At 60.9% G+C, this 24,062-nt stretch carries 19 protein-coding genes and 4 pseudogenes; 12 read left to right on the top strand and 11 right to left on the bottom strand.

Annotation, left to right across the window (positions count from 1 at the left end):
• Positions 1-31: 31 nt before the first annotated feature.
• The gene (locus tag KRR38_RS30255; RefSeq protein ID WP_217407558.1) at positions 32-661 is read left to right on the top strand and encodes an MFS transporter; all 630 of its coding nucleotides are present in this window, start codon (positions 32-34) and stop codon (positions 659-661) included.
• A gap of 95 nt (positions 662-756) precedes the next feature.
• Here the strand turns inward: KRR38_RS30255 and KRR38_RS30250 are convergent, their stop codons facing one another.
• Together KRR38_RS30250 and KRR38_RS36635 are read right to left on the bottom strand one after the other, a co-directional pair.
• The gene (locus KRR38_RS30250; protein WP_256449647.1) at positions 757-1,158 is read right to left on the bottom strand and encodes a response regulator; all 402 of its coding nucleotides are present in this window, start codon (positions 1,156-1,158) and stop codon (positions 757-759) included.
• 222 nt (positions 1,159-1,380) lie between these two features.
• On the bottom strand, positions 1,381-1,623 hold the full coding sequence (locus tag KRR38_RS36635) for a toprim domain-containing protein (RefSeq protein WP_254515773.1): 243 nt from the start codon (positions 1,621-1,623) through the stop codon (positions 1,381-1,383).
• A 1,121-nt stretch (positions 1,624-2,744) separates the two neighbouring features.
• Between KRR38_RS36635 and KRR38_RS30240 the strand changes: the two genes are divergently transcribed.
• From KRR38_RS30240 to KRR38_RS30230, 3 genes and pseudogenes are all read left to right on the top strand, one after another.
• Positions 2,745-3,941 (top strand): AAA family ATPase, encoded by a 1,197-nt coding sequence (locus tag KRR38_RS30240; RefSeq protein ID WP_217407556.1) that lies wholly within the window; start codon positions 2,745-2,747, stop codon positions 3,939-3,941.
• Positions 3,942-4,050: 109 nt separating this feature from the next.
• Positions 4,051-4,683: pseudogene (locus KRR38_RS36630) on the top strand (ParB/RepB/Spo0J family partition protein); the annotation flags it as partial.
• A 408-nt stretch (positions 4,684-5,091) separates the two neighbouring features.
• Positions 5,092-6,209, top strand: a pseudogene (locus KRR38_RS30230) (replication initiator protein A).
• A gap of 2,022 nt (positions 6,210-8,231) precedes the next feature.
• Here the strand turns inward: KRR38_RS30230 and KRR38_RS30225 are convergent.
• On the bottom strand, positions 8,232-9,395 hold the full coding sequence (locus KRR38_RS30225; protein WP_217407555.1) for a hypothetical protein: 1,164 nt from the start codon (positions 9,393-9,395) through the stop codon (positions 8,232-8,234).
• A 163-nt stretch (positions 9,396-9,558) separates the two neighbouring features.
• Here KRR38_RS30225 and KRR38_RS30220 point away from each other — a divergent pair, with 163 nt between their 5' ends.
• The gene (locus KRR38_RS30220; RefSeq protein WP_217407554.1) at positions 9,559-10,842 is read left to right on the top strand and encodes a tyrosine-type recombinase/integrase; all 1,284 of its coding nucleotides are present in this window, start codon (positions 9,559-9,561) and stop codon (positions 10,840-10,842) included.
• Between the two features lie 277 nt (positions 10,843-11,119).
• Here KRR38_RS30220 and KRR38_RS30215 read toward each other — a convergent pair whose 3' ends face one another.
• The 5 genes from KRR38_RS30215 to KRR38_RS30200 all read right to left on the bottom strand — a co-directional run bounded on the left by KRR38_RS30215 (position 11,120) and on the right by KRR38_RS30200 (position 16,515).
• Positions 11,120-11,479, bottom strand: a complete 360-nt coding sequence (locus KRR38_RS30215; RefSeq protein ID WP_217407553.1) for a TetR/AcrR family transcriptional regulator — start codon at positions 11,477-11,479, stop codon at positions 11,120-11,122.
• 139 nt (positions 11,480-11,618) lie between these two features.
• A complete protein-coding gene (locus tag KRR38_RS30210) occupies positions 11,619-13,646 on the bottom strand; it encodes a TonB-dependent receptor domain-containing protein (protein WP_217407552.1) in 2,028 nt (675 codons plus the stop codon).
• Positions 13,580-14,140 (bottom strand): TonB-dependent receptor plug domain-containing protein, encoded by a 561-nt coding sequence (locus KRR38_RS30205; RefSeq protein WP_217407551.1) that lies wholly within the window; start codon positions 14,138-14,140, stop codon positions 13,580-13,582. The genes KRR38_RS30210 and KRR38_RS30205 overlap by 67 nt, the downstream gene beginning before the upstream one ends.
• A 180-nt stretch (positions 14,141-14,320) precedes the next feature.
• Positions 14,321-14,797 (bottom strand): hypothetical protein, encoded by a 477-nt coding sequence (locus KRR38_RS36625; RefSeq protein WP_254515772.1) that lies wholly within the window; start codon positions 14,795-14,797, stop codon positions 14,321-14,323.
• A complete protein-coding gene (locus KRR38_RS30200) occupies positions 14,794-16,515 on the bottom strand; it encodes an arylsulfatase (protein ID WP_254515771.1) in 1,722 nt (573 codons plus the stop codon). The genes KRR38_RS36625 and KRR38_RS30200 overlap by 4 nt, the downstream gene beginning before the upstream one ends.
• Positions 16,516-16,630: 115 nt before the next feature.
• Here KRR38_RS30200 and KRR38_RS30195 point away from each other — a divergent pair, with 115 nt between their 5' ends.
• The 4 genes from KRR38_RS30195 (at position 16,631) to KRR38_RS30180 (ending at position 18,800) form a co-directional block, all read left to right on the top strand.
• A complete protein-coding gene (locus tag KRR38_RS30195) occupies positions 16,631-17,233 on the top strand; it encodes a LysR family transcriptional regulator (RefSeq protein WP_217407550.1) in 603 nt (200 codons plus the stop codon).
• Positions 17,223-17,537 (top strand): hypothetical protein, encoded by a 315-nt coding sequence (locus KRR38_RS30190; RefSeq protein ID WP_217407549.1) that lies wholly within the window; start codon positions 17,223-17,225, stop codon positions 17,535-17,537. Before KRR38_RS30195 ends, KRR38_RS30190 begins: the two co-directional genes overlap by 11 nt.
• Positions 17,538-18,055: 518 nt before the next feature.
• Positions 18,056-18,403, top strand: coding sequence for a hypothetical protein (locus KRR38_RS30185; protein WP_217407548.1), 348 nt, complete (start codon positions 18,056-18,058; stop codon positions 18,401-18,403).
• An 82-nt stretch (positions 18,404-18,485) separates the two neighbouring features.
• Positions 18,486-18,800, top strand: coding sequence for a hypothetical protein (locus KRR38_RS30180; protein WP_217407547.1), 315 nt, complete (start codon positions 18,486-18,488; stop codon positions 18,798-18,800).
• 504 nt (positions 18,801-19,304) lie between these two features.
• On the opposite strand, the gene KRR38_RS30175 is transcribed toward KRR38_RS30180, so the two are convergent.
• Positions 19,305-19,478: a DUF465 domain-containing protein gene (locus tag KRR38_RS30175; RefSeq protein ID WP_217407546.1), complete on the bottom strand. Its 174-nt coding sequence runs from the start codon at positions 19,476-19,478 to the stop codon at positions 19,305-19,307.
• A gap of 544 nt (positions 19,479-20,022) precedes the next feature.
• Here KRR38_RS30175 and KRR38_RS30170 point away from each other — a divergent pair.
• From KRR38_RS30170 to KRR38_RS30160, 3 genes and pseudogenes are all read left to right on the top strand, one after another.
• A complete protein-coding gene (locus tag KRR38_RS30170; RefSeq protein ID WP_217407545.1) occupies positions 20,023-20,205 on the top strand; it encodes a hypothetical protein in 183 nt (60 codons plus the stop codon).
• A gap of 433 nt (positions 20,206-20,638) precedes the next feature.
• A pseudogene (locus KRR38_RS30165) lies at positions 20,639-21,090 on the top strand (IS110 family transposase); the annotation flags it as partial.
• A 2-nt stretch (positions 21,091-21,092) separates the two neighbouring features.
• The gene (locus KRR38_RS30160) at positions 21,093-21,464 is read left to right on the top strand and encodes a transaldolase family protein (protein WP_217407544.1); all 372 of its coding nucleotides are present in this window, start codon (positions 21,093-21,095) and stop codon (positions 21,462-21,464) included.
• A gap of 187 nt (positions 21,465-21,651) precedes the next feature.
• Here KRR38_RS30160 and istB read toward each other — a convergent pair whose 3' ends face one another.
• Positions 21,652-22,383, bottom strand: a complete 732-nt coding sequence (gene istB / locus KRR38_RS30155) for an IS21-like element helper ATPase IstB (RefSeq protein ID WP_305800863.1) — start codon at positions 22,381-22,383, stop codon at positions 21,652-21,654.
• Positions 22,384-22,503: 120 nt separating this feature from the next.
• Positions 22,504-23,771 (bottom strand): annotated as a pseudogene (gene istA / locus KRR38_RS30150) (IS21 family transposase).
• Between the last annotated feature and the right edge of the window lie 291 nt (positions 23,772-24,062).

Here is a 24,062-nt window from a genome sequence, read left to right as displayed (position 1 = left end):
GCTTGACCTCAAGTCGGCTTGAAGTGGCATCGTGCTGCGATCCGTCATTCGACACAAGGACAATCGCTATACAACAGGCCCCGAGCGCGACGCGCCAATCATCAACGGGAGGGCGTTGGCCGGCCTTTCCCTGACGACGCTGATGTCGTCGCTCGCCACCGGTACCGCCAATGTTGCGCTGCCGAGTTTGGCGCGTATGTTCGCGGTGTCGTTTCAGGCGGCGCAGTGGATCGTGCTAGCCTATCTGCTGACCGTTGCCGCAATGGACGTCATCGCCGGGCGCGTCGGAGATGTCGTAGGACGGCGCCGGCTGTTACTGGCCGGCACGACGGTTTTCGCGGGCGGATCATTGCTGTGCGGCCTCGCGCGAAGCTTCGAATTAGGCGCGGTGATCGGGCTCGATCCCGCGAGCGCCGGCCTCGCGCTTTTTGCCTTTGGTTTATCCGAGTTGCCGGATGGGCCTCACCGCGAACTCGTGAAGCTTCTAAGTTCAACCCTTGAGCTCACGCCGCGTCCAGTCGCCGTAAGCGCGGCGAATATGGCTGTGCCACATTCGCGAGTTCCGCGAGAATGCTCGAGATTTTACCCTAGGGTATGTTCTCGACGTCGATCAGCAGCGCTATACGGCCATCAGGCGCCCTGCTGGCTAATTGTTCCGTGACCATGGGTCCCCCTGCCGAAAATGAAATGAATGTCTGCGCATCCGCAGCAGCCTACGGTCGCTTCGACAGTCTTCCAATAGAAGACCCTTCCCGGTCACTTAGGAGAAGTGCCTGAGAGTGGCCGAGGCCTTCCGACCGCTGACACCATCACGGCCGAAATGGCGTCTAGCATTTGCTCTGGTACATAGGGCTTGGGAACCAGAATGCTCTGCGGGACTCCGAATGCGGGCCAATCCGGAGCACTGTCTCCCGTCGCGTAAACCACAGGGATATCCGGTCGCAATTCCCGAGCTCGCCTCGAAACCTGCCATCCGTTCGGCCCCGAACCAAGACGCACGTCCGTGATTATACCGGCTATCTCTCTGTGACGGTTGTCCAAAACCGTGATGGCTTCTGCCCCGCTGGTCGTCGGCAACACCACATATCCACTCGCTTCCAGTGCGTCCTGGATTGCCATGAGAATGAGCGGCTCGTCTTCCACGACCAACAACACCATTACTTCAAACACCAGATTGCCCCCCGGCCCCGCCGCCGTTTCTCGCAGTTCGGATTTATATCGGATTACGACCTATTTCGGCGCCGTTGGTTCCCAAGTCAAGGCCGTCAGAGCGGTCGCGACCGCAAACTGAACAATAGCGGAGGCTCGTGGAGGAAACGCGGCCGAGACGATTGTGCCCGCAGCAATTCGTCATCGGCCCCCGGATTCGAGCACTTTTGCTCAATCTTTGACGTCGCGGGAGACTTGGCGCGTGATCTGCAGCTCCGGCCGCGCATATCGCAAGGCTGCGCGCTCTGCCGCCAACTCGCCCTCTGCATAGTTGTGGCCGGCGAGAATCAACGACATTAGGTTTTGCGGCAGAAAGACCTGATCGAGACGCCGCGCCCCAAGGCTTGCCCAACAGGGCACAGCGTGCAGAAGCGTAAAATAGCGCGCGGTTTCAAACCCCTCTTCAAGTGCCACGCAGGAGACTCTCCTCCCTCCCACTTGCCATGCCCCCTTCCCCGGCCGGCCCGGCATGAGTTTCATGCTGTAATTGCCAGTCTTTGGATTAAGAAAAATGCGCTGAACCGCGGTCAGTCGGTTCCCTTAGCGCACCGCTACGAGCAACGCGGGATGAAACGTATTCCAGGGTTTTAAGGCGGTAGGGACGACGCGCATGGAAGCGTAGGTCATCGATGGCCGGTTAGAGATGCCGCAATGTCAGACGGCGCTCGGCGATTGTCCCTGTGATGGAAATCCCCTCCTCCCATAGCCGCGCCACGTTACCGGCTCCATGCACGGCCGCGTCACGGTAAGAGAAGTGTTGCTGATTGGAATCCGACACAGCTCGCGCAGGATTTTTTTGCGGTTGCAACCGGCAATGCATGCAACAAAAATGCCGCGATCGCCCTGGCGTATCGATGGACTTGGCGTGCTATCAGCGTGCGCTTGGCACAAACACCTCGCTGTCCGGCCGTGCCACGGCCCGCCCAGAGCAACTACGGGATCGATGAGTACCTGAGTTTGTCGTCTGGCTGTAAGCGGAATGATCTCTCTCCTGCTTACCAGATCTCACCCATCACCCTTTTCCTGCTTGCAGCCCGACTGACATCTGGTCGCGTATCGATGACCCGCAATCTTCCAGGCGTGAGCGTAGGTAAACCAGACGAAGCCCGCATGCGGAAACGACTTCTCGCGAGCACGCACGGGTCTTTTGGTCGCTGTGGATCTTGTCGCCTGCGCTTCAATTGCACTTTAGGAGCATCTGGAGGCGCTGGTTAAGCCAGCGGACCGCTTGTAGCCCCCCGCCAATTTGCATACGACTGGGGATGAATATGAGGCCCCTACTCGATGTGGCTCAAGACCGATCTATACTTGTGCGGATTTTGCGGCGCTGCTTGATTCGCCTTGATCAGTCCGCGATCCCAGGGATGGTCCGGGACTCTCGGCTCAGGGGCAGCACTGTCCCTGCTTGATGGCGAAAGAAGCCGCTCATTTGACTAACCACGTGTGTTTTGGCATAGCTGTCCAGGATTAGGGGGCGTTTTTCGGCCTTTTTCACGAACCGTGGCCAATTTGGGTTGAAAAGGGGGACATTTCCCATGCTGTCGGGTCAGATTCTCGATGCGATGATCACCTCCTGCGAAAACGCGAAGACTGTCCTGCGGCAAGCTGCCATCGACCCGTCCGACAGGAAAACTCTCAATATTTCAATGGGTGCATCGGTCGCCGCCGAGTTTCTGGGGCGAACACCCGAAGCCCTTTCCAAGGCAGAGGCTCGTGGACGCCTTCCAACACCTAAGACCTCCGCCAATGGACGCCGATATTACACCGTCGATGATTTGATCGCGATTCGCGAGGCGCTCGGCATCAAGATGGGCAAATTGCCGTCCGAGCGAGCCGTCGTCGTTGCAGTACAGAATTTTAAAGGCGGCGTGAGCAAGTCGACCACCGGCAAGCACCTTGCCGATTATCTAGCCCTGCGTGGTTACCGGGTGCTCGTCGTGGACTGCGACCCCCAAGCCTCGATGAGCGTTATGTTCGACGTCAATCTCGAGGCGTTGGTCGAAGAAACCCATACGCTGTCGAACTTCCTGTCGCCGCGCATTGATGAGGCGGATTCGCTCCGCAAAACAATCCAGAGGACTGCCTGGCCCAATATCGACATCTGTCCGGCGAACCTGGGCCTTCAGGACACCGAGTGGGAACTGACCGCGACGATCGAAGAAGGACCAACGGCAATCGCCGGCGCCTTCCGCATGCTGCGGATCGGATTGGAAGAAATCCGCCAAGATTACGACGTCGTCATTCTCGACCCACCGCCTGCCATGGGGTTCCTCGGCGTCAACACTCTGACAGCGGCCGATGGCTTGCTGATTCCCGTCCCCGCCAGGCAGCTCGACTATCTCTCCACGATCCATTTCATGCAAACCTGCCGAGAGGCGATGGATCTCGTCTCCAAGTTCGACACGTCGATCGATTACGGCTTCATTCGGGTCGTCTGCACGATGTTTCAGCCGAGCCGCACGAACGAGGCGCAGATGCTCCAAGTCATGGAGAAGACTTACGCCGGACAAATGATCTCAACGCCCATTCTACTCTCCGAAGAGATCAAGAATGCCGGCCTTTCGATGTCGTCGGTTTACGAAATCAACAAGCCATATGGCTCGCACCAGACCTATGTCCGTTGCCGAGACAATCTCAACATGGTTTTTCGGGAGATCGAGAAAGACATCTGCAAGCAGTGGCCGTCGCGGATGGCGCAGCTAGGCACCGATAGGTTGACGGAGGCGGCATGACAAGCGCGGGGGCAGACGGCGTAGTCTTTTGGCGAACGCCATTGAAAGCATCGGCACGACACCTGCCCCGACACCGCCGGCGGATGCGCCCGTCGCGGCAGAACTCGTTGTGCGAGAGAAGCCCGCAGACGAAGCGGCTACCTCATCGTTTCTAGAACGGCGTGGGATTGCGTTCGACGAGATCGCACGGACAGTGAAGCGGCTGACCATCCGTCTCAAACCATCGGAATGCTCAATTTGGCCCGGCAATGCGCGGGATCATGCCGCGCTCAGCTATGATCGCTGCGCCTCTCTTATCAAATCCATCAGAGAGGAAGGGACCAATCGTGAGCCTGTGGTCGTTCGGCGCACTCCGAACGCCGAGCAGCCTTACGAGTTGATCGTCGGCACACGCCGGCATTTCTCGGTTTCTTGGCTGCATGCCAACAACCACACCGAAATCGAGCTCGTCGCCCGGATTGAAACACTCGACGACGAAGGCGCTTTCCGGCTCGCAGATCTGGAAAATCGGGAACGCGAGGACGTCACCGACCTCGAGCGGGCCCGAAATTATCTGCATGCCGTCGGAGCCTATTACAACGGCGTCAGGACCCAGATGGCTGACCGCCTCGCTATACCGAAACAGAATCTCCACAATTTGTTGCAACTCGCGGAACTTCCCGACGGAGTCGTGAACGCCTTTGCCGAACCTGGTGATCTCAAGGTCCGTCACGGCATGCGCCTTTCGCCGCTCCTCAAGGACGAACGCTATCGCGACGCCATCCTGGCCGAAGCAGCTCTCCTGACGGAGGAGCAAGCGAAGCTACGGGCTGCCGGAGCCGACAAGATCGAAGGCAGCAGGGTCTGTGAGCGCCTGGCGACCGCAGTGACAAGCGCAAGGAGCGCGCCGGCGCCAAAAGCAAAGCCTGCTCTGAGGGCATCTTCAGGCAAGGAAATCGGACAAATTCTCGCCGACACCAAGGCGAAGGGCATTACCATCAATATCAACCCGAAATGCGGCGAGACGGCCGACGAGATTCTGGACGCCCTGCGCCCCGCCATTGAAGGTGCGCGGTTTGCCCAGAAAAAAGGGATAAATCCACTTTTACGTCTTATTTTCAAATACTTATCTTGTAGTAAAACGCGTTTTACCCGCGTTGCAGGACGTGAGATGTCACAGGAATTCCGTGAAGATGGTCAAGTCGATCTCTTTCTGCCGCAGCTCACGGCACTGCCCCTTCGCGACCAGCGTGAGACGATGGAGCGGCCATTCTTCTCTCTGTCGAAACGCAAGCGCCTGAAGCCGATCGACTATATCAGTCCCGATCGAAAGATTACGGTCCACGTCTCGGCCAACTCCGAATATGGCCTTGCAACGATCTATGACCTCGACATCCTCATCTACTGCGCGTCGGTCCTCATCGAGCACAAACGTCGTGGTACCAACGACATTCCGCAAACCTTAAACGTCGTACCTTACGACATGCTCAAAACACTGAAGCGCGAGGTTGGCGGTAGAGCCTATGACTTGCTGGGCAATGCCCTCGATCGGCTTCAGTCGACCACAGTGAAGACCAATATTCGTTCTGGTGACGCCGTGGAGACCACGTTCTCCTGGATTGACAGCTACAGCCAGCTCAAGGATCGCGCCGGCAACGTACGCGGCATGCGCATCACCCTCGCAAAATGGTTTTACGACGGCGTCCTCATGGAAGGCGGCGTGCTTGCCATCGACCCTGCCTACTTCTCGTTGACAGGAGGAAGAGAGCGCTGGCTGTACCGCGTCGCGCGCAAGCACGCCGGCGGTGCCGGTACGGATGGTTTCGCGATCTCCATGCCCACACTATTCGAGAAATCGGGCGCGGAGGGCGATTACCGCCGCTTCAAGTTCGAGATGACGAAGATCGCAAAGGAGAATGCGCTCCCTGGCTACGCCTTGGAGATTGAACTGCGCGGCGAGGCCGAGCCCTTGTTGCGCATGATCAGGCGCGACATCCCGGCAGGAGCCCCTCCCCTGCCCCGCCCTCCGCTTTACGCGAAAAGCCCATCGCCTCCGCGCAGAGCAAGATGGACGCCTCGCCCGTGGTTGGGTTTCCGGAATATGGTCATATAGCGCACAGCGCCTTTAGCGCGATCGCGCGGGCAAACCTACCCGAGCCACAGCGTGATCACGGGCTCGTAGCCGACGACTTTCGTTCGTTCCTGAGGCAACGCGGGATTGCATACGACACGAAGAACATCACCCAAATCTTCGCGACGTTCTGCTCAAAACAACGCGCCGCGACCTGACAGAGGCTCAGTACTTCGGGAACGTACGAACCGCGTCCAAACCAGGTTCAGGATCACGTTCCTGAAGTACCGTCTTTCGATGAGTCCGACGTTGTACGCGCCGAACCTACGAATGCCACAGTGGCCGAGGCTCGGCACTCTCAAATCCAGCTAGTCAGCGCCGCACTTATCCTGGAGATGCCTCCGCCGGGGATTCTCACATAGTCATGTTGGTCTTGATCGCCGCCGTAAGCACGCGGCCGACGCGCAGGATGCGGTATCATCGAAAAAGCTTCCAAATCGGCCACATGTCAATAACCGGGTACATTAGGAACGGGCATCCGAGCAGAGCGCGCGCCGACAATTCCAGACATGAATTGAAGCGTCCCAAATGGACCACCGATGTCGGCATCGCCGCTGGTCGGGCAGGGGAGGGCGGTTGCGCTATTGCCAGGCCCATCCGAATCGCCTCATCCAAGCAGCGGCGTTCCTGAAGTACCGAGACAAAGCCAGACCTCACCCGATCAACAAAGCTGGGTCGCGGCTCGATGCCGCAAGATCTCCCCACTCGATCGAAAGCAGCATGTCGCCCGACCCTCCATCGTTGGGCAGCGAAACGGCGTAATAGCCATAGAAATTGCGAGCTCGGACTATGTCAGACCGGCCGGAAGGCCGTGCCGGCGGTACCGATGTTATGGATACCTCCTATCCATACAGACGACCCGTTCCCAAAGTACCGTGAGGGAATCGTCGTAATGCCCTAATTGCCCATTTACGACTATCAATGCCGCCATATCCGCGGCCTGACAGGACGCCTGCTGCCCGGATGAGATGGAGCGCTGAAAATACCCAAAACCCCCGCAATTCCGCGACTTCTAGCAGAGTAAAACGCGTTTTACCGCGGCTCGTACCCCGTCTGATGAGCGCAAAGCGGCACGGTATTTCAGGAACGGATCACGGTACTTCAGGAACCGAATCACGGTCCAACAGGAACGCTACATTGGGTATTTCAGGAACGCTAAGACGGTATTTCAGGAACAGCCATGTTGCCTCGACTCGCGATGATCCCGTGAGTCGCTCTAGCTGCGTCCACAGCTTAACCTTGTATCCTATCTTCTAAAGGAATTAACGGCGCCTACGGCAAATCCTCTCTATTGAAGATATTGGGATAGGGAGAAGGGCGCTTGACCGGGGAAGTTGGATCCCATCTTTCGATCCTTCCCCAAAGCCAGTGAACCACAGCTAAGGTCAGAGGGCTGATGTATGCCACAGAAACGGCTCTACGGCTTGCTCAGGCGATCGAGGACGCCCCTACCGCCACGCCTGCCCTAAGTGTCGCGAAGCGACGTAGCACCTTCCGGAGTGCCGCCAATCCCGAAGTCATGAAAAGACTCTGTCAGCACAGAGCGGTTGATCGAACGCAAACCACATCGCCCAAAGATCGGGTCATCGCGCTCAAGCCCAGCATCGCCGCTTGCCACCGACCGCGGCGACGGACGCATTCGATCACTACTTTCTGGGCCAGCTCACGGGCGCGAAGAATAGAGGTCTGCGGGGAAGCCAAACGGCCTACCGCGCCCGGTTTGTCGCCAACCCGTTCCGTCTGGCACCGTGCGCTGCTGGTGTTGGCACACAGCGAGCGACAGAGCACCTCGGATCGCTTCGAGCGTCTTGTTGCCTTGCCGGCGTTAGCTTTGCTCGGGTCGAGCCCGAATGTGCTGAAGGCGAAGGCTCGTTGCCCCCGAGGCAACCGTACCATAGTCTGTACCCGTGGGCCTGGTCATGCGACGGGTCGCTCGTTGAGAGGCCGCGCTCGGAACCACAAAAGGACGTTTTTGCCGAATTTTGCCCTCAGAATCCCGTAGAGCGCGTTGGCGAGGTCGCCGCACCCTTGCCCATCTGAGGCTGCGTTTTCGCGCTGTAAGGGGCCTTTCCGGGAACGTCTAAAATAGATTTATAAATCAAATTGTTAGGGTGATTTTCGGGCTGTTCCGCTGTTTGGACGCGAATTGCTGCTCCTAGCGGCGTCGGCAGGCCGCAAGGTTAGTCGTCTTCCTCGGCATCAGCCAGGGGCACGCCGCTGCGATTCAGCAGCGCCTCGATGCCCGCCATCGCGGCATCGTACTCACCCAATGCCGCGGACGAGAAAGCAAAGCCAGCTGCTGGCTCGCTGACATCGGGTGCCGGGTGAGCACTGAGGTTGACTGAATAGAGGCACACGCCCGCGAGGGTGGTGCGCTCGAGTACACCGATGTCACCCAGCGCGGCGAGCATCGTGCGGACGCCAAGTCGGGTGGCGCCCAGCAACGTTTCGATCTGCGCCGAGCGCAGCGGCCCAAAGCCTGCCAGCAGTTCAAGCAGCGCCGGTGCGCGCGAGGTGCGCCGGCGACCAGGTTGGAGGTCATCGATGCGCCGACTAAGCTGGCCCGCTTTGACCAGGCTACCGCCCAGGCTTTGCGCGACCTCGCGCAGTGCGCCCGCCACGATGATGCGCGCTTCGCCCGGCCCGGCCGCATCTGGCGAAGCATCAAGGCGGATGAGGCCGGGGAAGGGGAGGGCGTGGGCGAGGAGCCCAGCGGCGCGCCAGTGTTCGCCCCAGAGCATTTCGAGAGCCCAGCGCGGGGAGGGCAGCGCTGCGCGCTCGACGGTCAGCCGCATTGCGCCGAGGCTGATCGGCACGAGGGCGCGTTCGGGCGGCGCGAAGCGGATATGCGCAGCGACCGCGCGGTGAAGCTGCGCCAGCGCGGGCAGTGGTAGCGGCGAGGGTTCAAGCGCTTCGATCAGGTTGCGTGCCCCGGTGACCAGGCTGTGAGCGGCGGCGTGCCCGGTCTCTGCGTCTGGCACGCTGTCCTCATGATCCTGGGGCGCCAGCAGCGCCGCGGAGAACTTGGCGGCGAGCGCGGCGAGGGGCTCCCAGCTGCTGTGCGCGAGCTCGGTGAGGATCGCCTCGCACACCGCCCGGGGCGCGCGGAGGTGGCGCGGCGGGGCATCGGACAGCGTCGCGAGGCCGGCGCACCAGGCGTGGAAGCGCTGATCGGTGAAGCTATGCCCCTCCTGGCGCAGCGCGGTGATGAGCAGGGTCCGCAACTGCTGGCCGGCGAGCAGGCGCAGCGTCCGCGGCCGCGCCGCGCCGAGCGCGCCATCGAGGCGGCCGAGCGCGAGCAGTGCCTCCGTCTCGAGCGTGGGAACATCGCCGGGGTAGGCCATGGCTGTCCTGTCCGATAAAACGCTGGAAAATCAATGCATCGCTACGGATGTATAGCGAACATCAGAAAGCTATACAACAACAGGAACTACGGAATTCATGCACTATCGCTAATGGGATATTATCGATAGTGACGTCGCCACAGCAATTGCGTATCAGACGTCCATGCCCGTGAATTCTCCCTCTTCTCGATCCGTCACCACCATGCCGGGAATCGCTGGCGAGCTGGTGATGGTCCGTACCGCCGCTGAAGCGCCGCTGCCGCGCCGGCATGGGGATCGGGCTGCGAACCGCGTCGCGCAACTGACCGCGCTGCTTGTTGGCCTCATCGGCCAGGGCGGAGCAATCGACCGCCTCGCCTTCCGCAAGAGCCTCGAGGCGCGCGCACCGGCGAGCGTCAAGGCGCTCGCCAACGATCTTGCCTGCTATGCGGCGTTTTGTACGCGCGCGCGGGGGATCGGCCTGCCCGCGAACGAGGCGCAGATCGTCGCTTACCTCGAAGATTGCGAAAGCCGGAAGCTTAAGCCGGCGACGGTTGGCCGCAGGCTCGCCAGCTTGGCGGTCATCCACGGGCTGCTCGGCGTGACGAGCCCGACGCGCGGGAGCATCGTGCGCGATGCGCTGCGCGGGTTTCGGCGCCGGGTGGGGGTGGCTCAGCGGCAGGCGGGGCCATTGCGATTTGGTGAGGGTATCGGCGCCGAGCCCGCCAAGGGGTTCACCTTGAGCGCATTGCTGCAGGCCTGCCCGGGAACGCTACCCGGGTTGCGCGATGCGGCGCTGCTCTCGCTTGCCTACGACACCGGGCTGCGCGTCTCGGAACTGGTGCGGGTGACGTGCGACCATCTCGCCACCCAGAGCGATGGCTCCGCGGTACTCACCGTGCCGCGCTCAAAGACCGACCAGGAAGGGCAGGGGGCCTACGCTTGGCTGTCGCCCGACACGATGCGGCGCGTTGCAGCATGGTGCAATGCCAGCGCGATTCGTGAAGGGCCGCTGTTCCGTCGCATCGGCGTGGTACGGACGAAAGCGCGCGAAGCCGAGCCACCCCGGTCGTTACCGGCGCCGCCAGGCTTTCAGTGGCGGCTGTCTGTCGGCGCGCGAGTGGGCGCTGAAGCGAAATCCGTGCTGGCGTCGACAACCTATATCATCGGCGAGGAAGCGTTGACGCCGGCGGCGGTGCGACTGATCATCAAGCGCACCGCCATGCGCGCCGCCGACGAGCATCTGGTCAATCTCGTCGGCAAGGAACTCGTCGCGGCGATTGAGGCGCTGAGTACGCATTCGCTCAGGGTCGGCCTCACGCAAGATCTCTTCGCCAGCGGCGAGGATGCTGGCCCTATCGCCCAGGCACTGCGGTGGACATCGACGTCCACCGCACTGCGATACGGCCGAAAGCTTGCACCGGCTTCCAATGCGACCGCGCGGATGCTGCGCGAGGTTAGGGGATGACGGCCACCATTCCGGCCGGGACTTGCCCTAGGAAGGCACTCACGGTCATCTTCCTCGACTGACGAGGGCAGGGGAGCGCCCTCCAGACTCCAGACCTCTCGGAGGGTGTGAGGGAAGACAAGTGTGAGTCCCACAAGTGGATAGCCCCGAAGTACCGCGTCAGCGTTAAGTGCCACCTACACTTTGCCACTTCCCGAACGCATCGGCAACATCCCGCCTGCCGAGGCCGAAGAACAATATTATGCTGCCGCGGACAACATCGATATGACAGCGTGCCTCACAACCCAATGCCTCCGGCAAACCCGGCGCGGTTCACTTTGCGGTGATTGGCCGCAGCATTGAACTCGGCCATAAGCGCTGAAAGCCGCAAATCGGACGCAAGCTTCCAGAGGGCGTGGAGCGGCGCATCGGATGCGAGCTCCTTGCCGATCCGGACCCGACGCTTCATTGCAGCGCGATCGAATACGCCCAGGAACAGATTGTCCGTCGTTTTGAAGTAGTAGTGGACCAACGCCGGCTTGATCGAAGCCTGCGACGTCACGCGACGGGTGCTGACCGACGCATATCCTCCGTCGACCATCAGATGCTCGGCGCTCAATTGCCTGCTGGTGGGCAATGCGATCTCCGATTTGTCCATCCTCGCCGTAGCATTCCGCTTACGAGCCGCTTCACCGGTTCAAGCGACTCCGTGGGGGGAACGCATCTGTTCCTCGGGCTTCCGATCCCCGATCATAGCTGGAAGCGCTAACGATCAGGGACCTGGCCTCTGTCGCCGGTCAGCTCCCGAAGCGATACTTGATCCGGATACCCCACATCCTGGGCGCGCCGAATATCGCCGTTTCGTAACCTTGTGAGAGAGTGCTGCCGGTAGCGACCGGGTAGATCTGGTTGGTCACGTTGGTTACGAACGCCGACAGGTCGATCGGCTGGCCCAGGAACTCGTTCCAGTTCAGGTTGAGGTTGACGAGGTTGGTCGCCGGCAGGCGGCCGAGGTTGGCGTCCCACAGCGGGATGTTCGCGGTACGAAGCTGAACCGAGTTGGTGCCATCCAGAAATGGAACGAACGCATCGTCGGCGCGGCTGAAGTACTGGGCGCTGGTGTAGACGTAGGTCGCGCTCAGGGAAATCCTGCCCAGGTGTTCGCTGACCGGCAGCGTATAGGTTCCCGTCAGGGTCACGCGGTGCTTTGGCGAGAGCGATAGAGGTCCGCCGACGATCTGGTTCTGCGTGAAACCTGCGAAGACGGATGAGAGCGCCGGCGGGATCGTGGGTGGGACGAAAGACTTGAGTTCGGTGTCGAGATAGGCGTAGCCGAGATCGAAGCGCAGGCTGTCGAAGAAGGTTGCGGACAGATCCACCTCGATGCCGCTCAGCCGCGACTTGCCGGCATTGACCACCGCGGTCGAGCCCGCGAAGCCGCTCCCCAGCACCGGGCTCACCCCGACCGAGAGTTGCTGATTGCTGAAATCGTTGTAGAAGCCGGTGATATTGAAGTAGCCGCTGACAGCGCCATGGAAGCTGGCTTTAGCGCCCAGTTCGTACGTGTCGACCTTCTCGGGATCCCAGGCTTCGAACCCGAAGTTGTTCGGGTTGATGCCGCCGGTGCGGTAGCCGCGTGCGTACTTCGCGTAGAACAGCAGGTCCGAAGCGGGCTTGTATTCAAGGTCGACCATCCAGGTCGGCGCATGCGACTTGTTCAGCGGATAGGTGTACAGGCACTGGTTGATATCCGTCACCACCTTGCCCGTGCCCGGCGTGGCGCCCGGGTTGTTCAGCGGATCCGAGCAGCGCAGGATCTGCGGGACGCCCGCCGCCGGAACGGCTAGATTGAGGCGGGAACTGCGCGCGCTCACCTTGGTAGTGTCCCACGTGTAGCGCAGGCCTGCGGTCATGCTCAATTGATCGGTGAGCTTGTAGGTACCCTGAGCATAGAGCCCCTTGCTGTCGAACGATGCCTTCTGGGACGCCTGGGTGATCGAGCCGAAGCCCAGCGGGTTGGTGCAGGCGATATCGCAGATCGAGGTGCAGTTGACGTATGCCCCCGTCCGACCCTGGTTCCAGCCCAGCGGCCGGCTGAGCTCGACGTAGGCGCCGAGCTGCCAGTCGAACCGACCGTCTCCCGTCTTGCCGTGGAGCTGGAGCTCCTCGGTGAAGCCGGATTCGGCCGCCTGGTTGGAGGTCGTATCAAAAACATCCTGGAACGTGACCTGGAATGGCGTCGTTCCAAGGAAGAAATTGTCGCCGTTGAGATTGTTGCTCAGCCTTTCCCGGAACTCTGAATAGCTGGCGATGTTCTTGACCGTCAGATCGTCGCTGGCTTGCCACGTCGTGGTGTTGATCACCTGCCAGGTGCGCTGGTTGACGAAGGGGTTCGGATTGGAAATGTCGGAATCCAATGGGCCGTCGCCCCTCGCGTTTTGCCGGGCGATCTGAGCGCAGGCCGCCTGGGCGTTGATGCCCAGGATGCCGGTGGTCTGCCGCTGGTCGCAGGCGATCAGGCGGCTGCCATATCCGCGGCCGAAGGAATGGCTGTAGGTCGCGACCGTATAGTTCTCGAGGTCCGGGGTTAGATCGGCGACGATGCTGAGGCGCGCGGCGAAATAGTTGACGTTGGCGAAGTCGTCCGCACCCGTTCCCGAGTGGTTCTTGACGTAGCCGTCACGCTTGTTTCGGTCTACCGTGACGCGGACCTTGAATGTATCGGCGAGAGGCACGTTGAGCACCATCTGCCCGCGCATCAGATTGTATCCGCCGGCCGAACCCTCGACCCAGCCCTCCAACCTGTCGGTGGGCTTCTGCGGCACCAGGAGCACCGCACCGCCCGTGGTATTGCGGCGAACAGGGTGCCCTGAGGTCCCTTGAGCACCTGGACGTTCTGCAGGTCCATGAAAGAGCCCACGGGAGCGGTCGCGCCGGAGGTCGTGCCGCCCTGGACGCGGGTGGACACCACGTCGGCGAAATAGACGCCGACCGATGGCGCGGTGCCGCTGTCCTGGACGAAACCGCGGATCGAGAATGCGGCCTTCTCAGGGCCGAACCGCTGATTGACCGATAGCGACGGGGTATAGATGGCAAGGTCGGTCGCGGTCACGACGTTGCGATTGGAAATCTGCTGCTGGTTGAAGACCGTGATCGAGATGGGCACGTCCTGTAGGCGTTCCTCCGAGCGCCGGGCAGTGACGACGATGTCACCGAGATTGCCCGCCGACTCATCCTGGGCCGCCGCTGGCGCGCTCGCGGCGATGACGATGGCGGACGCAGCGCCTGCAAGGCTCGCCTTGGTACGGTTGATACGCATAGTGATCCTCCCCCTTGTCGATGGTGTTCCCGGCGTGGCGTCAGGGCCCGGCGGGTTTGTCGAAGTTCACGGAAACGTGCGTCACGTCGCCTTCGATCGCGCCGCGCGGCGTAGTGTAGTCCGTGACCGGCACACCGGTGTCCCGCCCGATATCGACCGTTTCGCCGAGACCCGATGGGCTTAGGAAGAGGCTTCCGACATGCCCGGCCGCGATGCTCTTGCCGTTGGCGAGAAGGGTGACATCGGCGCCCTTCGCGAAGCCCCGGAAATCGAACCGCATGCGTAGAGTACCGGCGCCCTGAGGCAGCGGATCGGTGGCAGCGATGCGGGTGGTCTGCGCCGGATCGGTCGTGGCGGCATAGACGAAGGTCGGCCTTCCTTTTCGAGGAACAGGCTCCAACCGCCGAAATGGCTGCCCACGGCGATCACCACGCCGGATGCGTCGGGCTTGGCGGTCGCCACGTCGGCATCGAGCGTGAAGCTGCGGCCGGTCCAGGCAGGATTGCCGCCTGCGGGCGCGCTGACGTCCTTGCCCCAGTAGTCGTAGCGGTCGCGGCCCACCGGGCGCTCGTTCTTGTCGAAGCGTGCGATGCCGAACCTGTGGTCAAGCGGGAACACGTGGTTCTTCTCGGCTTCCTGGCGCCAAAGCGCGATCATGTCGCGAAGGCGGCCGGGATTGCGTTGTGAAATGTCCTCGCCCTGGGAGAAGTCCTTGGTGAGATCGTAGAGTGACCAGCGGGTTTCCGGACGAGGCCCCGCCGGGGCAGGTTCTCCCAAGTCAGGCGGCCATCGTCCCCGGAGAGGAACCAGCCGTCGTGATACAGGCCGATCTTGCCGCCGACTTCGAAATATTGCGTGCGGGGGTGCGCCACATCGCAAGTGGCGAGGCTCGGCAGCAGGCTCTGCCCGTCCATCGGTTTCTGCGCCACGCCGTAGACACTGCGCGGCGCCGGCAGGTGCGCGGCTTCCAGGATGGTCGGCGCGATGTCAATCAAATGGCCGAACTGGCCGCATATGGCGCCGGGACGGGAGACATGCCCCTTCCACGACATCACCATGCCGTTACGCACTGCGCCGAGCACGGAGGTATACATCTTGCCCCAGCGCAGCGGCGTGTCCATCGCCCAGGCCCAGCCGACGGGATAGTTGCCATAGACCATCGGTCCGCCGAGCTTGTCGGTGTTGGAGACGAGCCATTCTGTGGACTCGACGCCGCCGGTCATCGAGTAGGTCTCGTTGACGGTGCCCTTGGGGCCGGCCTCCATGCTGGCGCCGTTGTCGCCGATGATCAGCGTGACGAGCGTATTATCGAGCTTGCCCATCCGCTGGAGTTCGTTGAGCACCCGACCGAACTGCTCGTCCTGATAGACCAGTTGGGCGGCCGCGACCTCCATCGACCGCGCGGCGAAGGCCTTTTCGCCGGCCGACAGGCTGTCCCATGCTGGGATGGGATCGGGACGCGGCGTGAGCTTCGTGCCTTTGGGGATAAGGCCGGCGACGAGTTGCCGGCGCCAGGTTTCCTCGCGCATCCGATCCCAGCCCTGATCGAACTTTCCCTTGAAGCGGGCGATATACTCCGGCGGAGCCTGGTGTGGTACGTGAGTCGATCCCGGCGCGTAATAGATGAAGAACGGCTTGTCGGACGCAACTGCCTCGTGGTTGTGGAGCCAGCTGAGCGCGTCCGTCGCTAGCCGCTTATCGAGCAGCGCGCCTTTGCCTTCGTCGGGATCGACCCGATTCGTCCCGCGATAGAGATGCGGATCGTACTGGTCACTGTCGGCCGTGATGAAGCCGTAGAAGTATTCGAAGCCGAGGCCTGTCGGCCAGTTGTCGAAGGGCCCGGCTCCGGGATCCTCGCCCGGCGGCACGTTGTGATGCTTGCCGAACATGGCTGTGCTGTAGCCATTCAACTTCAATACCTGCGCGATGGTCGCGGCCTCCGGGGTGATGCGGCCCGTATAGCCAGGATAGCCCGAAGCCAGGTCGCTGACGTGTCCCATGCCGACGTTGTGATGGTTGCGCCCAGTCAACAGCGCTGCGCGCGAGGGCGAGCAGACGCCGGTCGTATGGAAGCGGTTGTAGCGTTGTCCCTGCGCGGCCAGCCGCTCGAAATTGGGCGTGGGCACCGGTCCGCCAAATGCGCTCGACATGGCGAAGCCGACATCGTCGCTCATGAAAAGGAGCACGTTCGGTGCCCCATGGGGCGCACGGACCGGGACCTGCGGCGACGGTGTGGAATCGAGGATGTTGTCGGCGATAACGCCGCTGAAGGGCGAGGGTGGGACGGGCAGGACACTCCGCTCGCTCTGAGCGTGAACCTCGATGCTGCTTGCCCAGGCCAGCACTGTTAGGCAGGCACCCGCCCATTTGCGCATATCAACCATCCTCTGGATCCGCTCGGCGGTTTGCCGACCCTGTCAGGAAAGGATTGCAAAAGGCCGGGAGTACGTCCAATTCATCAGACTACAAATTTGATGAATTGGATTCATCATGTTCGACCTACGTCATCTGCGATATCTCACCGTGCTGGCAAAGCGCCTGAACTACGCACGCGCCGCCGACGAGCTGGGCATTACTCAGTCCGCCCTGAGCCGCTCGGTCCAGTCGCTGGAGCAGGACTACGGCATCCGCCTCTTCGAGCGGGGCCGGGGCGGTGTCTCCGCAACCCTGGCGGGCCGCCAGATCATCGACCGCGCTCTGGGGCTCTTGGCAAATGCGGACGATCTCGAGAGTCACCTTCGCAATACCGCGCAAGGCGATGTCGGCGAGCTGAGCTTCGGCATCGCGCCAGTGCCGGCTCGGGCGCTGCTGGCCAGAAGCCTGCAGGAAAGACTTCGTCAAGCGCCGAAGATCCGGAACAACGTGTTCATCAGAAGCTTCGATGCTCTGCTGCCGATGCTGCTCGCCGGGGAGATTGAGTTCATCGTCTCTCCGATTGTCCTGGTGCCGGACTTCCCTCCTCTGCGTTGCGAGAAGCTGGGGGATTTTTCCGGTCAACCTAATCGTGCGGCCTGGCCATCCGCTGCTCAGCGGTGCGAGCTTGGACAACCATTTTCCGTTCCTGCTTTCGGGCCAGAGCGTCATGCCGCATAGCGCGCCCGCCGAGCTGCTCGATGAGAGCGGCGGCGTCATCAACCTCATCGAGGATTTCGACACATTGATCCACGTGACGCGCAATTCCGATGCCGTCTGGCTCACGTCGACCTATGCCGTGGCCGACGAGATCGCCCAGGGCACACTCGCGAAGCTCTCGAAACCAGCTGCCGTGTATGAGGGCCATTTCACCGCCGCCATCTTTTCCCTCGATCGGAGTTCGCCGTCTCCGCTCGCCAAGCTCATGAAGCAGTCGCTTCGCCATAGATTTAACAGCTTGGTCAGGGACCATGCTGCCGGTTGATCGGCGTCGCTGCTCCTTCCAGGTCGCGCTCGGCGCGGAGGACCGGTCCAAAACGTCTCGGTCGACTTTCGCGTTACTTCATATCGGCAGGGGGCTCACTCTAGATCCATCCCGACATGCGGGACGTCACTTTCGATCGCTCCGGTCGCGTAGGAATAATGGGGAACGTCTACGCTGAAGTGCTCCTGTTGGGAGCCGTGCATTCACGCACAGGGGGGACGCGTGAGATATGGTCCACGCCATTCCGATCGGCGGTGCAACGCCCGTTAATTTACGGCACGACCATTACATTTGTCATGTCCTAACGCTATATGAGTGGGATGGGCGATATCCCAATCTTCCTTCGTCTCCAAGCGCACGGTGGTAGTCTCATGACGCGCCTGACCGCCTCGGGACGTGAAAGCCGCTAGAGCGGCGCGTCTCCGAGGCGGAAAGCCGGCCCCCGGTTGGGCCGCAGATCATTCACCACCATCGACGGATGCCTGCGAACGGAGCAGTTGTGTCCACGGAGAAATCGTATGAATGAACCGCAGGAAAGCGATCTCGCGACGGCTGTTATTTCCAGCCGCAAAGAGATCGAGGGCGCGATGAAGCGATATTTCGCGAAGGAAATTGGCTCGAATCCAGCCTCGCATGCTTACGCAGCAGGGCGGCTGGTCGACATTCTCATAGGATCGCTGGGCCCCAGAACGGATGGCGGTGCAAACGCCGTCGCGAGTGCAATTCCGCCGGCGTACTATACAATGTTCGGCGACGCTCTGATCCCAGTCTTAAAAGACGTCATAGGAAATGTGGCGTCTCCGACGATTATCTCGAAATCTATCGACAGCTATTGGCGCGCAGTTCGGTGTCATCAGATAGCCTGAAGGTCGGAACTTTTAGAAACCTTCGGCCGTTGCCTCCAGCACTAGCTTTTCACGTAGCTAAAAATGAGAAGGGAATTGACTGGTGCTCACCGTCTTGCTTCTAGCCTCGGTTTTTACTGCGCTTGAGGTTGCTCCATCGTTCTTTTCTGATCAAGTTATTGAAGCTAAATCTGCCTACCGTGATTGCATCGCCGATACCTTTGGCAACCGCCCCAGGGATGAGGCCGCGGAGACGACCCTCGCAGTCGCTCTTGAAAATTGCCGCGATATCGAGCTTGCATTGCGGGCGGCGTCTAAGGCCGTTCCCTATGCAAATCAAGGGGATACACTCGCGCTTGTTCTCGATACCCGGATCGAGGGTGAGGAGGCAGGTTTAAGGCAGCGCGAGTTTCGTTGAGATGCTTGTCGCGTTTCTACTATTCAGGCGATGATACTTGAGTTAATAATACATAGTGACCCAAAGACTCTGCACTCTCAGGGTTTTTACTCAGGGGCGACCTAGCAATGGGTCGTCCTTTCTTTCGTCGAACGATTTCAGGCGGCCGTCCTGCCGCCTAAGCAAGCCCCGGTGTAACCTGCTTCTTGACTGAAGCATCGAGGCGATGGCGTTTTGACTAACGCATGCACATACCTGGGGTAAGGTGACCATCGGCGAAGCATTTACTTTGCTCGGGTAAGCGAAAACCGGCTTGGTAAGCTACCGCCCACGCTTCGCTGAACTCACTCCAAACAGCCGTGGAGTAGAGGCTATATGCGGTCAAATTGATCTGGAGGTTCTAGCGCCTTGAACGGCGGAATCGTCTAAGTAAATGATTCATAATTAAATTTAATGTTCCAGAGTCTTCGGGGCTGGGCGGGGTTGGTAGGCCGGGGTCCCCGCATGGGAACGCCGGCCATTTGGTTACCTCCGAGACTTTTTTCGCATCATTGCGAACAGGCGGTCTTTAACAGCGAGGCGAAGCTTCTTGAGGCGAAGGAGCTTCAGGCTATCGGGGAGCCTGGCTCGCGTTTCTCTCGTGATCTCCTCGTCCAGGCGACGGTGGATTTCAGTAAGCCGGAAGGCTGCGGATGACATAGTTATCTCCAGCAAGTTGGCCCGCAATAAGCGGAAGCAGAATGTGACTGAGCCGCATCGCGACGTCAGACTGACGGTGGGGCTCGCGCACGATAATCGGGAAGGCGAGATATTCGCATCTCGGTCGAGCTTGACTTGGTAACGGGTGGAAACGGCCTCGTGGAGCCGGCCTCAAAAACTATCTCAAGAGAGGGATGCGAGCACAATCCCGCTGAGATCTCTGCGAGCGTCTCGCCAGAATGTGACTTTCCGACAGATCGGATTTTAGATGTCGCGCCAATTGCTCGAACAGAGCCGAGCCTAGTAATTGCATCGCGTACCGCCTGCGGCGCACCCGTCGCAGGGGCTGCGCTGGTGACAAGGCCAAATAGGATAATGAGTGCCGCGAACGGTCCTCGCGTATCCCACAATTGCGTCATGTTAGGCACTCAAGCACCTTTTCTTTGTTTGATTGAAGCAGCGGGCCATAGGCAAATTTGAACCGTGCAACGGCGTGGTTGGAACCCCTAACCCCCTCCTTGCCATTTTGAGCGGGGCGCCCTTGATGAAGGTGCTGCCTTCGAATGATGCGTTGCGTACCGGGGCGAGGGGGCTGGTCTCAGTGAAACGCCAGCTTCTCGCAAAATGCCTCGTCAAGGCGCCCGACACCCTTCTTCTGCGCAAGCTTGCCCACGGTCCGCGCCAGTTGCTTGCCCCGGCGGAAAAATTTGACCGTCCAGACCACTAAAGCGTGGGTCAGAATAGAAGAAGCGGAAACCTCCGGGCACGCGCACTGCGACCCCGACGGTCTCCTTGTTCGCCTCCACAACGAATTGATTTAACACAATACCTCCTTGCATGCGAACTCCCGGAGATCATTCGACCGCCGGTTTAACGCACACAGCAAGATCTACCGCGCCAACTGGCGCCACTTGGCTTGTTGAGAGGAGCCCTAGGCGAAGGCTTGAGGCACTAAGCGCCTAGGGCATGCAGTCGTGCGGTACTGCTGCCGGGATGGATTTCGGAATTTCGTCTTATGCACATCATAATGTATCTAATATGGGGCTTCTAAATATAAATGCAAACTCAGAGATCCACTGACGTGATGTCGTGGACGACCTCCGCACCAGCGTAGCTGTGCAATGATGTGGTCGTTGTAGGTCCACTTCTAAGGTCGTTCCATGGAGCAGGAGGTTGTCACCGTCGGATTGGATCTGGCGAAGAATGTGTTTCAGGTGCACGCTATCGCAGCCGATGGCGTAGTGCTGATCCGGCGCAAGCTGCGTCGGTCCGAGGTCATTGGGTTCTTCGCGGAGCTATCCCTTGCCTGGTCGGCATGGAAGCCTGCGCTTCGGCGCATCACTGGGCGCGCGAGTCGATGGCGATCGGGCGTGAGGTGCGCCTGATGTCGCCGGCTTGTGTTAAGCCTTATGTGAAGCGCGGGAAGACCGATGCGGCGGATGCCGAAGCGATCTGCGAAGCAGTAACGCGCCCGACGATGCGCTTCGTCGCTGTGAAGTCGGTCGAGCAGCAGGCGGTGCTGATGCTTCATAATAGCCGCGATCTCATGGTTCGGCAGCGCACCATGCTGATCAACGCGCTTCGGGGTCACTTGGCTGAGTACGGGATCGTGACGTGCTCTACGCAGAGACGCTGATCGGACGCGACACGATCAGCACTATGCCGCTCAAGACTATGGAGGGCTTTCTTGATCATGGCGTGACGAGCCAGTCTCTGGCTGCGGACGTCGAGGGCGCGGGTCAGATCCTCTCGACGCCCAAGGATCTCGGCATCGATCTTGCAAGTGTGGCAGCTGCTCTGGTCGTCGAGGGCATCGAGAAATTTTGTGGCGCCGCCGGCACGCTTTTTGATGCTATCGCAAGGACATGCCGCGAAATTCATGGTCGAACGGAGCGCGCTGACGAAGCTAAGCCCTTGTTATGTGGGGCAGGTCACCAGCGAGCGCAGTTCATCGAACTAGTCTGGTCACGTGCAGCCGTTCGGTAGCCTTTTCCCGCGAGAATCGCTGCGGAGGTGGTCGATATCTGAAGTACCCATGTGCCGGATGAGATCTAACAGGGAGCGTTCGGTTGGTCGCGTAGCAATTGCTACCCGTGTGTCAACGGGCACCGAACTTTCCCCAGATGTGGGCGCCCAAAATTCCCTACGTTGGCGGTTTTGGACGGAGCGGTGATCAGCCGTATTCGTGATCGGGCTTTCCTTTCATCGGTGGTCGCCCGCGGCGCTTTGGCGGGTGCGGATTGAACGGGGCGCCGTTGCGGACGTTTTCGGGCACGAGCGCCGCGTGCTCACGCATGCGGTAGCTGGAGCCTTCGATCTGGATGACGACGGCGTGGTGCAGCAGCCTGTCGAGCAGCGCGGTGGCGACGACAGGATCGCCGAAGACCTCTCCCCATTCGGCGAAGCCGCGATTGGAAGTGAGGATCATGGCGCCCTTTTCGTAGCGGGCGTTGACGAGCTGGAAGAACAGGTTGGCGCCGCCGGGCGTGACCGGCAGGTAACCGATCTCGTCGACGACCAGCAGCGATGCCCTGGTGAGGAAGCGGATCTTCTCCCTCAGTGTGCCTTCACGCTCGGCTTTGGCAAGCTGCGCGATCAGATCGGCGAGCGGGATGAAGTAGACTGCTTTGCCGGCGCGGACGGCCTCGACGGCAAGTGCTGTAGCGATGTGGCTTTTGCCGGTGCCGGGAGGGCCGAGCAGATGGACGACCTCGGCTCGTTCGATAAAGTCGAGGCCGGCGAGCGCCAGGATGCGGTTCTTATCGAGCGATGGCTGGAAGGAGAAGTCGTAGCCGGCCAGGGTCTTGACCACAGGGAGCCGCGCCATGCGCAGGGCAGCCTTGATCCGGCGGTTCTCGCGCAGCGAGCTCTTCGCCCAGCAGCTCATCAAGCGCTTCGATGCCATCGATCTGACCCTGCTCGATGCGCCGCAGGGTGGCATCGAGGATCTCGAGTGCGCGCGGCATCTTGAGCATGACGAGGCTGCGGCGGATGGAGTCGACGCGCGAGGATGGTGCCGCACCGTTCATGGCCGCCCCTCCATCGCCAGGCTCGCGCCGATCGCCTCATAGGCCGCCAGCGAACGCAGTGGCACATGGTCGCCGATCCGGCCGATCATTGTCATGGGCCTCTCCGGCGTTCGCGGCTGCGGCCGTCCGGTGCGATGGCGCCAGTCGATACGATATTACCGGCGCCCTTCGAGCACGGGATGCTCGGCGACGATGATGCCGCGGTCGATGATGCGCACCAGATCCGGCAACTGCTCGATCTCGACGAGCCGGCGGGTCCGGTCGGGCACGCTGTAGAAGTTGCCGCCAACCGCGACGAAGCCATCATGGGTAACCCGCCGCTCGAGCTTCAGGACGGCGTTGAAGCGATGGTCGAGGAGGCCGCTGAAGTTCCCCTGTTCCTCGGCTAGGGCCTCGGCCACCACGCGTTGGGTCGTCCCGTGCACGCGTGCATTGGCGACCGTATCCAGGCTCCAGTCGATGAGCTGGACATTGAGGTCCTCCATGTTGCGGAAGGATCGCCCCAGGAAGAAGTCGTCGCGGATGTAGAGGAAGAGCCGCTCAACCTTGCCCTTCGTTTTTGCGCGATAGGGACGGCAGGCCCTGGGCTGGAAGCAGTAATGCTTCGCCAGCGCCAGCAACGAGGTGTTATGAACAATGAGGCCCTGATCATCCTCGCCGGTCACGGCCGTCGCTGTACGGTCGTAGAGGATCTCGATCGGCACGCCGCCCAGCGCCTCGAAGGCCTGCATGTGACAGCGCAGCAGCGTCTGCAGGTCCTGGTGCAGCATGTAGCGGGCAAACGGGAACCGCGGGTAGCCCAGCACCAGGCTGAACCAGCATCCAGACGATGCTCACCACCCCCGGCTCGTCAGTGAACTCGACGACGAAGCGGGCGAAGTCGACCTGGCCCTGCACACCGGCAACGGTCTCAGAAGCGGACCTCGTAGGGCTTGGGATCGTGCTCGGGCCGGATAACGGCGAGATATCCCTTCACGGCGGTATAGGCGCCGGCGTAGCCCATCTCCCGGATCTCGCGGGTCAGCCGCGAGGCCGCCGATTCGAGGAAACGCGGTGACCCGCTCGCGCAGGAACTCCATGTACAGCGCGATCTCGCACGAACGCCGCAACTGGCGCGGAGCCGTACGCCGGCACCTCGACGCCGCGCTCGATGTATTAGCGAATGGTCTTGGGATCGCGGCCCGTCCGACAGGCGATGGCGGTCCACCGACAGCCCCTGCCGGTGCGGCTCAAGTATCATCATGGCTTCTCCACGTCGGATCATCGGCGGGCCTCCCGCAGGAGGTCATCGCGCCGATTTTGGCGTTGCCCAACGAGAGGGGGTTAACCCCGGCTCATTAGACGCTCAAATCCAACAATCAGGGAATTTTTCAAAGCCACTTTTGCGGAGAATTACACGCCCACTGACACCCGTGCTATGCCTTTATTTTTAAACGGTTCGGAGGCTGCTGGCGAAATGCAATAAATGATACCCGACCAATTCATTCGTCGCTCTTCAAGCCATTGGGCGACATGCCATCCTGCGCGGGAGCGAATGAATAAGGATCGTCCCGAT

Origin of the sequence: Novosphingobium sp. G106 (genome assembly GCF_019075875.1) — a bacterium.
In the GTDB taxonomy this organism is placed as follows: domain Bacteria; phylum Pseudomonadota; class Alphaproteobacteria; order Sphingomonadales; family Sphingomonadaceae; genus Novosphingobium.
This window is presented reverse-complemented; position numbering and strand designations above follow the sequence as displayed.

What these genes read in the sequence shown, in the direction of transcription:
- KRR38_RS30250 (WP_256449647.1), bottom strand. Translation starts at nt 1,158, where the DNA reads ATGGTGTTGTTGGTCGTGGAAGACGAGCCGCTCATTCTCATGGCAATC.
- KRR38_RS30240 (WP_217407556.1), top strand. Translation starts at nt 2,745, where the DNA reads ATGCTGTCGGGTCAGATTCTCGATGCGATGATCACCTCCTGCGAAAAC.
- KRR38_RS30225 (WP_217407555.1), bottom strand. Translation starts at nt 9,395, where the DNA reads ATGGCCTACCCCGGCGATGTTCCCACGCTCGAGACGGAGGCACTGCTC.
- KRR38_RS30220 (WP_217407554.1), top strand. Translation starts at nt 9,559, where the DNA reads ATGCCCGTGAATTCTCCCTCTTCTCGATCCGTCACCACCATGCCGGGA.
- KRR38_RS30215 (WP_217407553.1), bottom strand. Translation starts at nt 11,479, where the DNA reads ATGGACAAATCGGAGATCGCATTGCCCACCAGCAGGCAATTGAGCGCC.
- KRR38_RS30205 (WP_217407551.1), bottom strand. Translation starts at nt 14,140, where the DNA reads ATGCGTATCAACCGTACCAAGGCGAGCCTTGCAGGCGCTGCGTCCGCC.
- KRR38_RS36625 (WP_254515772.1), bottom strand. Translation starts at nt 14,797, where the DNA reads ATGATCGCGCTTTGGCGCCAGGAAGCCGAGAAGAACCACGTGTTCCCG.
- KRR38_RS30200 (WP_254515771.1), bottom strand. Translation starts at nt 16,515, where the DNA reads ATGCGCAAATGGGCGGGTGCCTGCCTAACAGTGCTGGCCTGGGCAAGC.
- KRR38_RS30195 (WP_217407550.1), top strand. Translation starts at nt 16,631, where the DNA reads ATGTTCGACCTACGTCATCTGCGATATCTCACCGTGCTGGCAAAGCGC.
- KRR38_RS30190 (WP_217407549.1), top strand. Translation starts at nt 17,223, where the DNA reads ATGCCGCATAGCGCGCCCGCCGAGCTGCTCGATGAGAGCGGCGGCGTC.
- KRR38_RS30185 (WP_217407548.1), top strand. Translation starts at nt 18,056, where the DNA reads ATGAATGAACCGCAGGAAAGCGATCTCGCGACGGCTGTTATTTCCAGC.
- KRR38_RS30175 (WP_217407546.1), bottom strand. Translation starts at nt 19,478, where the DNA reads ATGTCATCCGCAGCCTTCCGGCTTACTGAAATCCACCGTCGCCTGGAC.
- KRR38_RS30170 (WP_217407545.1), top strand. Translation starts at nt 20,023, where the DNA reads ATGAAGGTGCTGCCTTCGAATGATGCGTTGCGTACCGGGGCGAGGGGG.
- istB (WP_305800863.1), bottom strand. Translation starts at nt 22,383, where the DNA reads ATGGCATCGAAGCGCTTGATGAGCTGCTGGGCGAAGAGCTCGCTGCGC.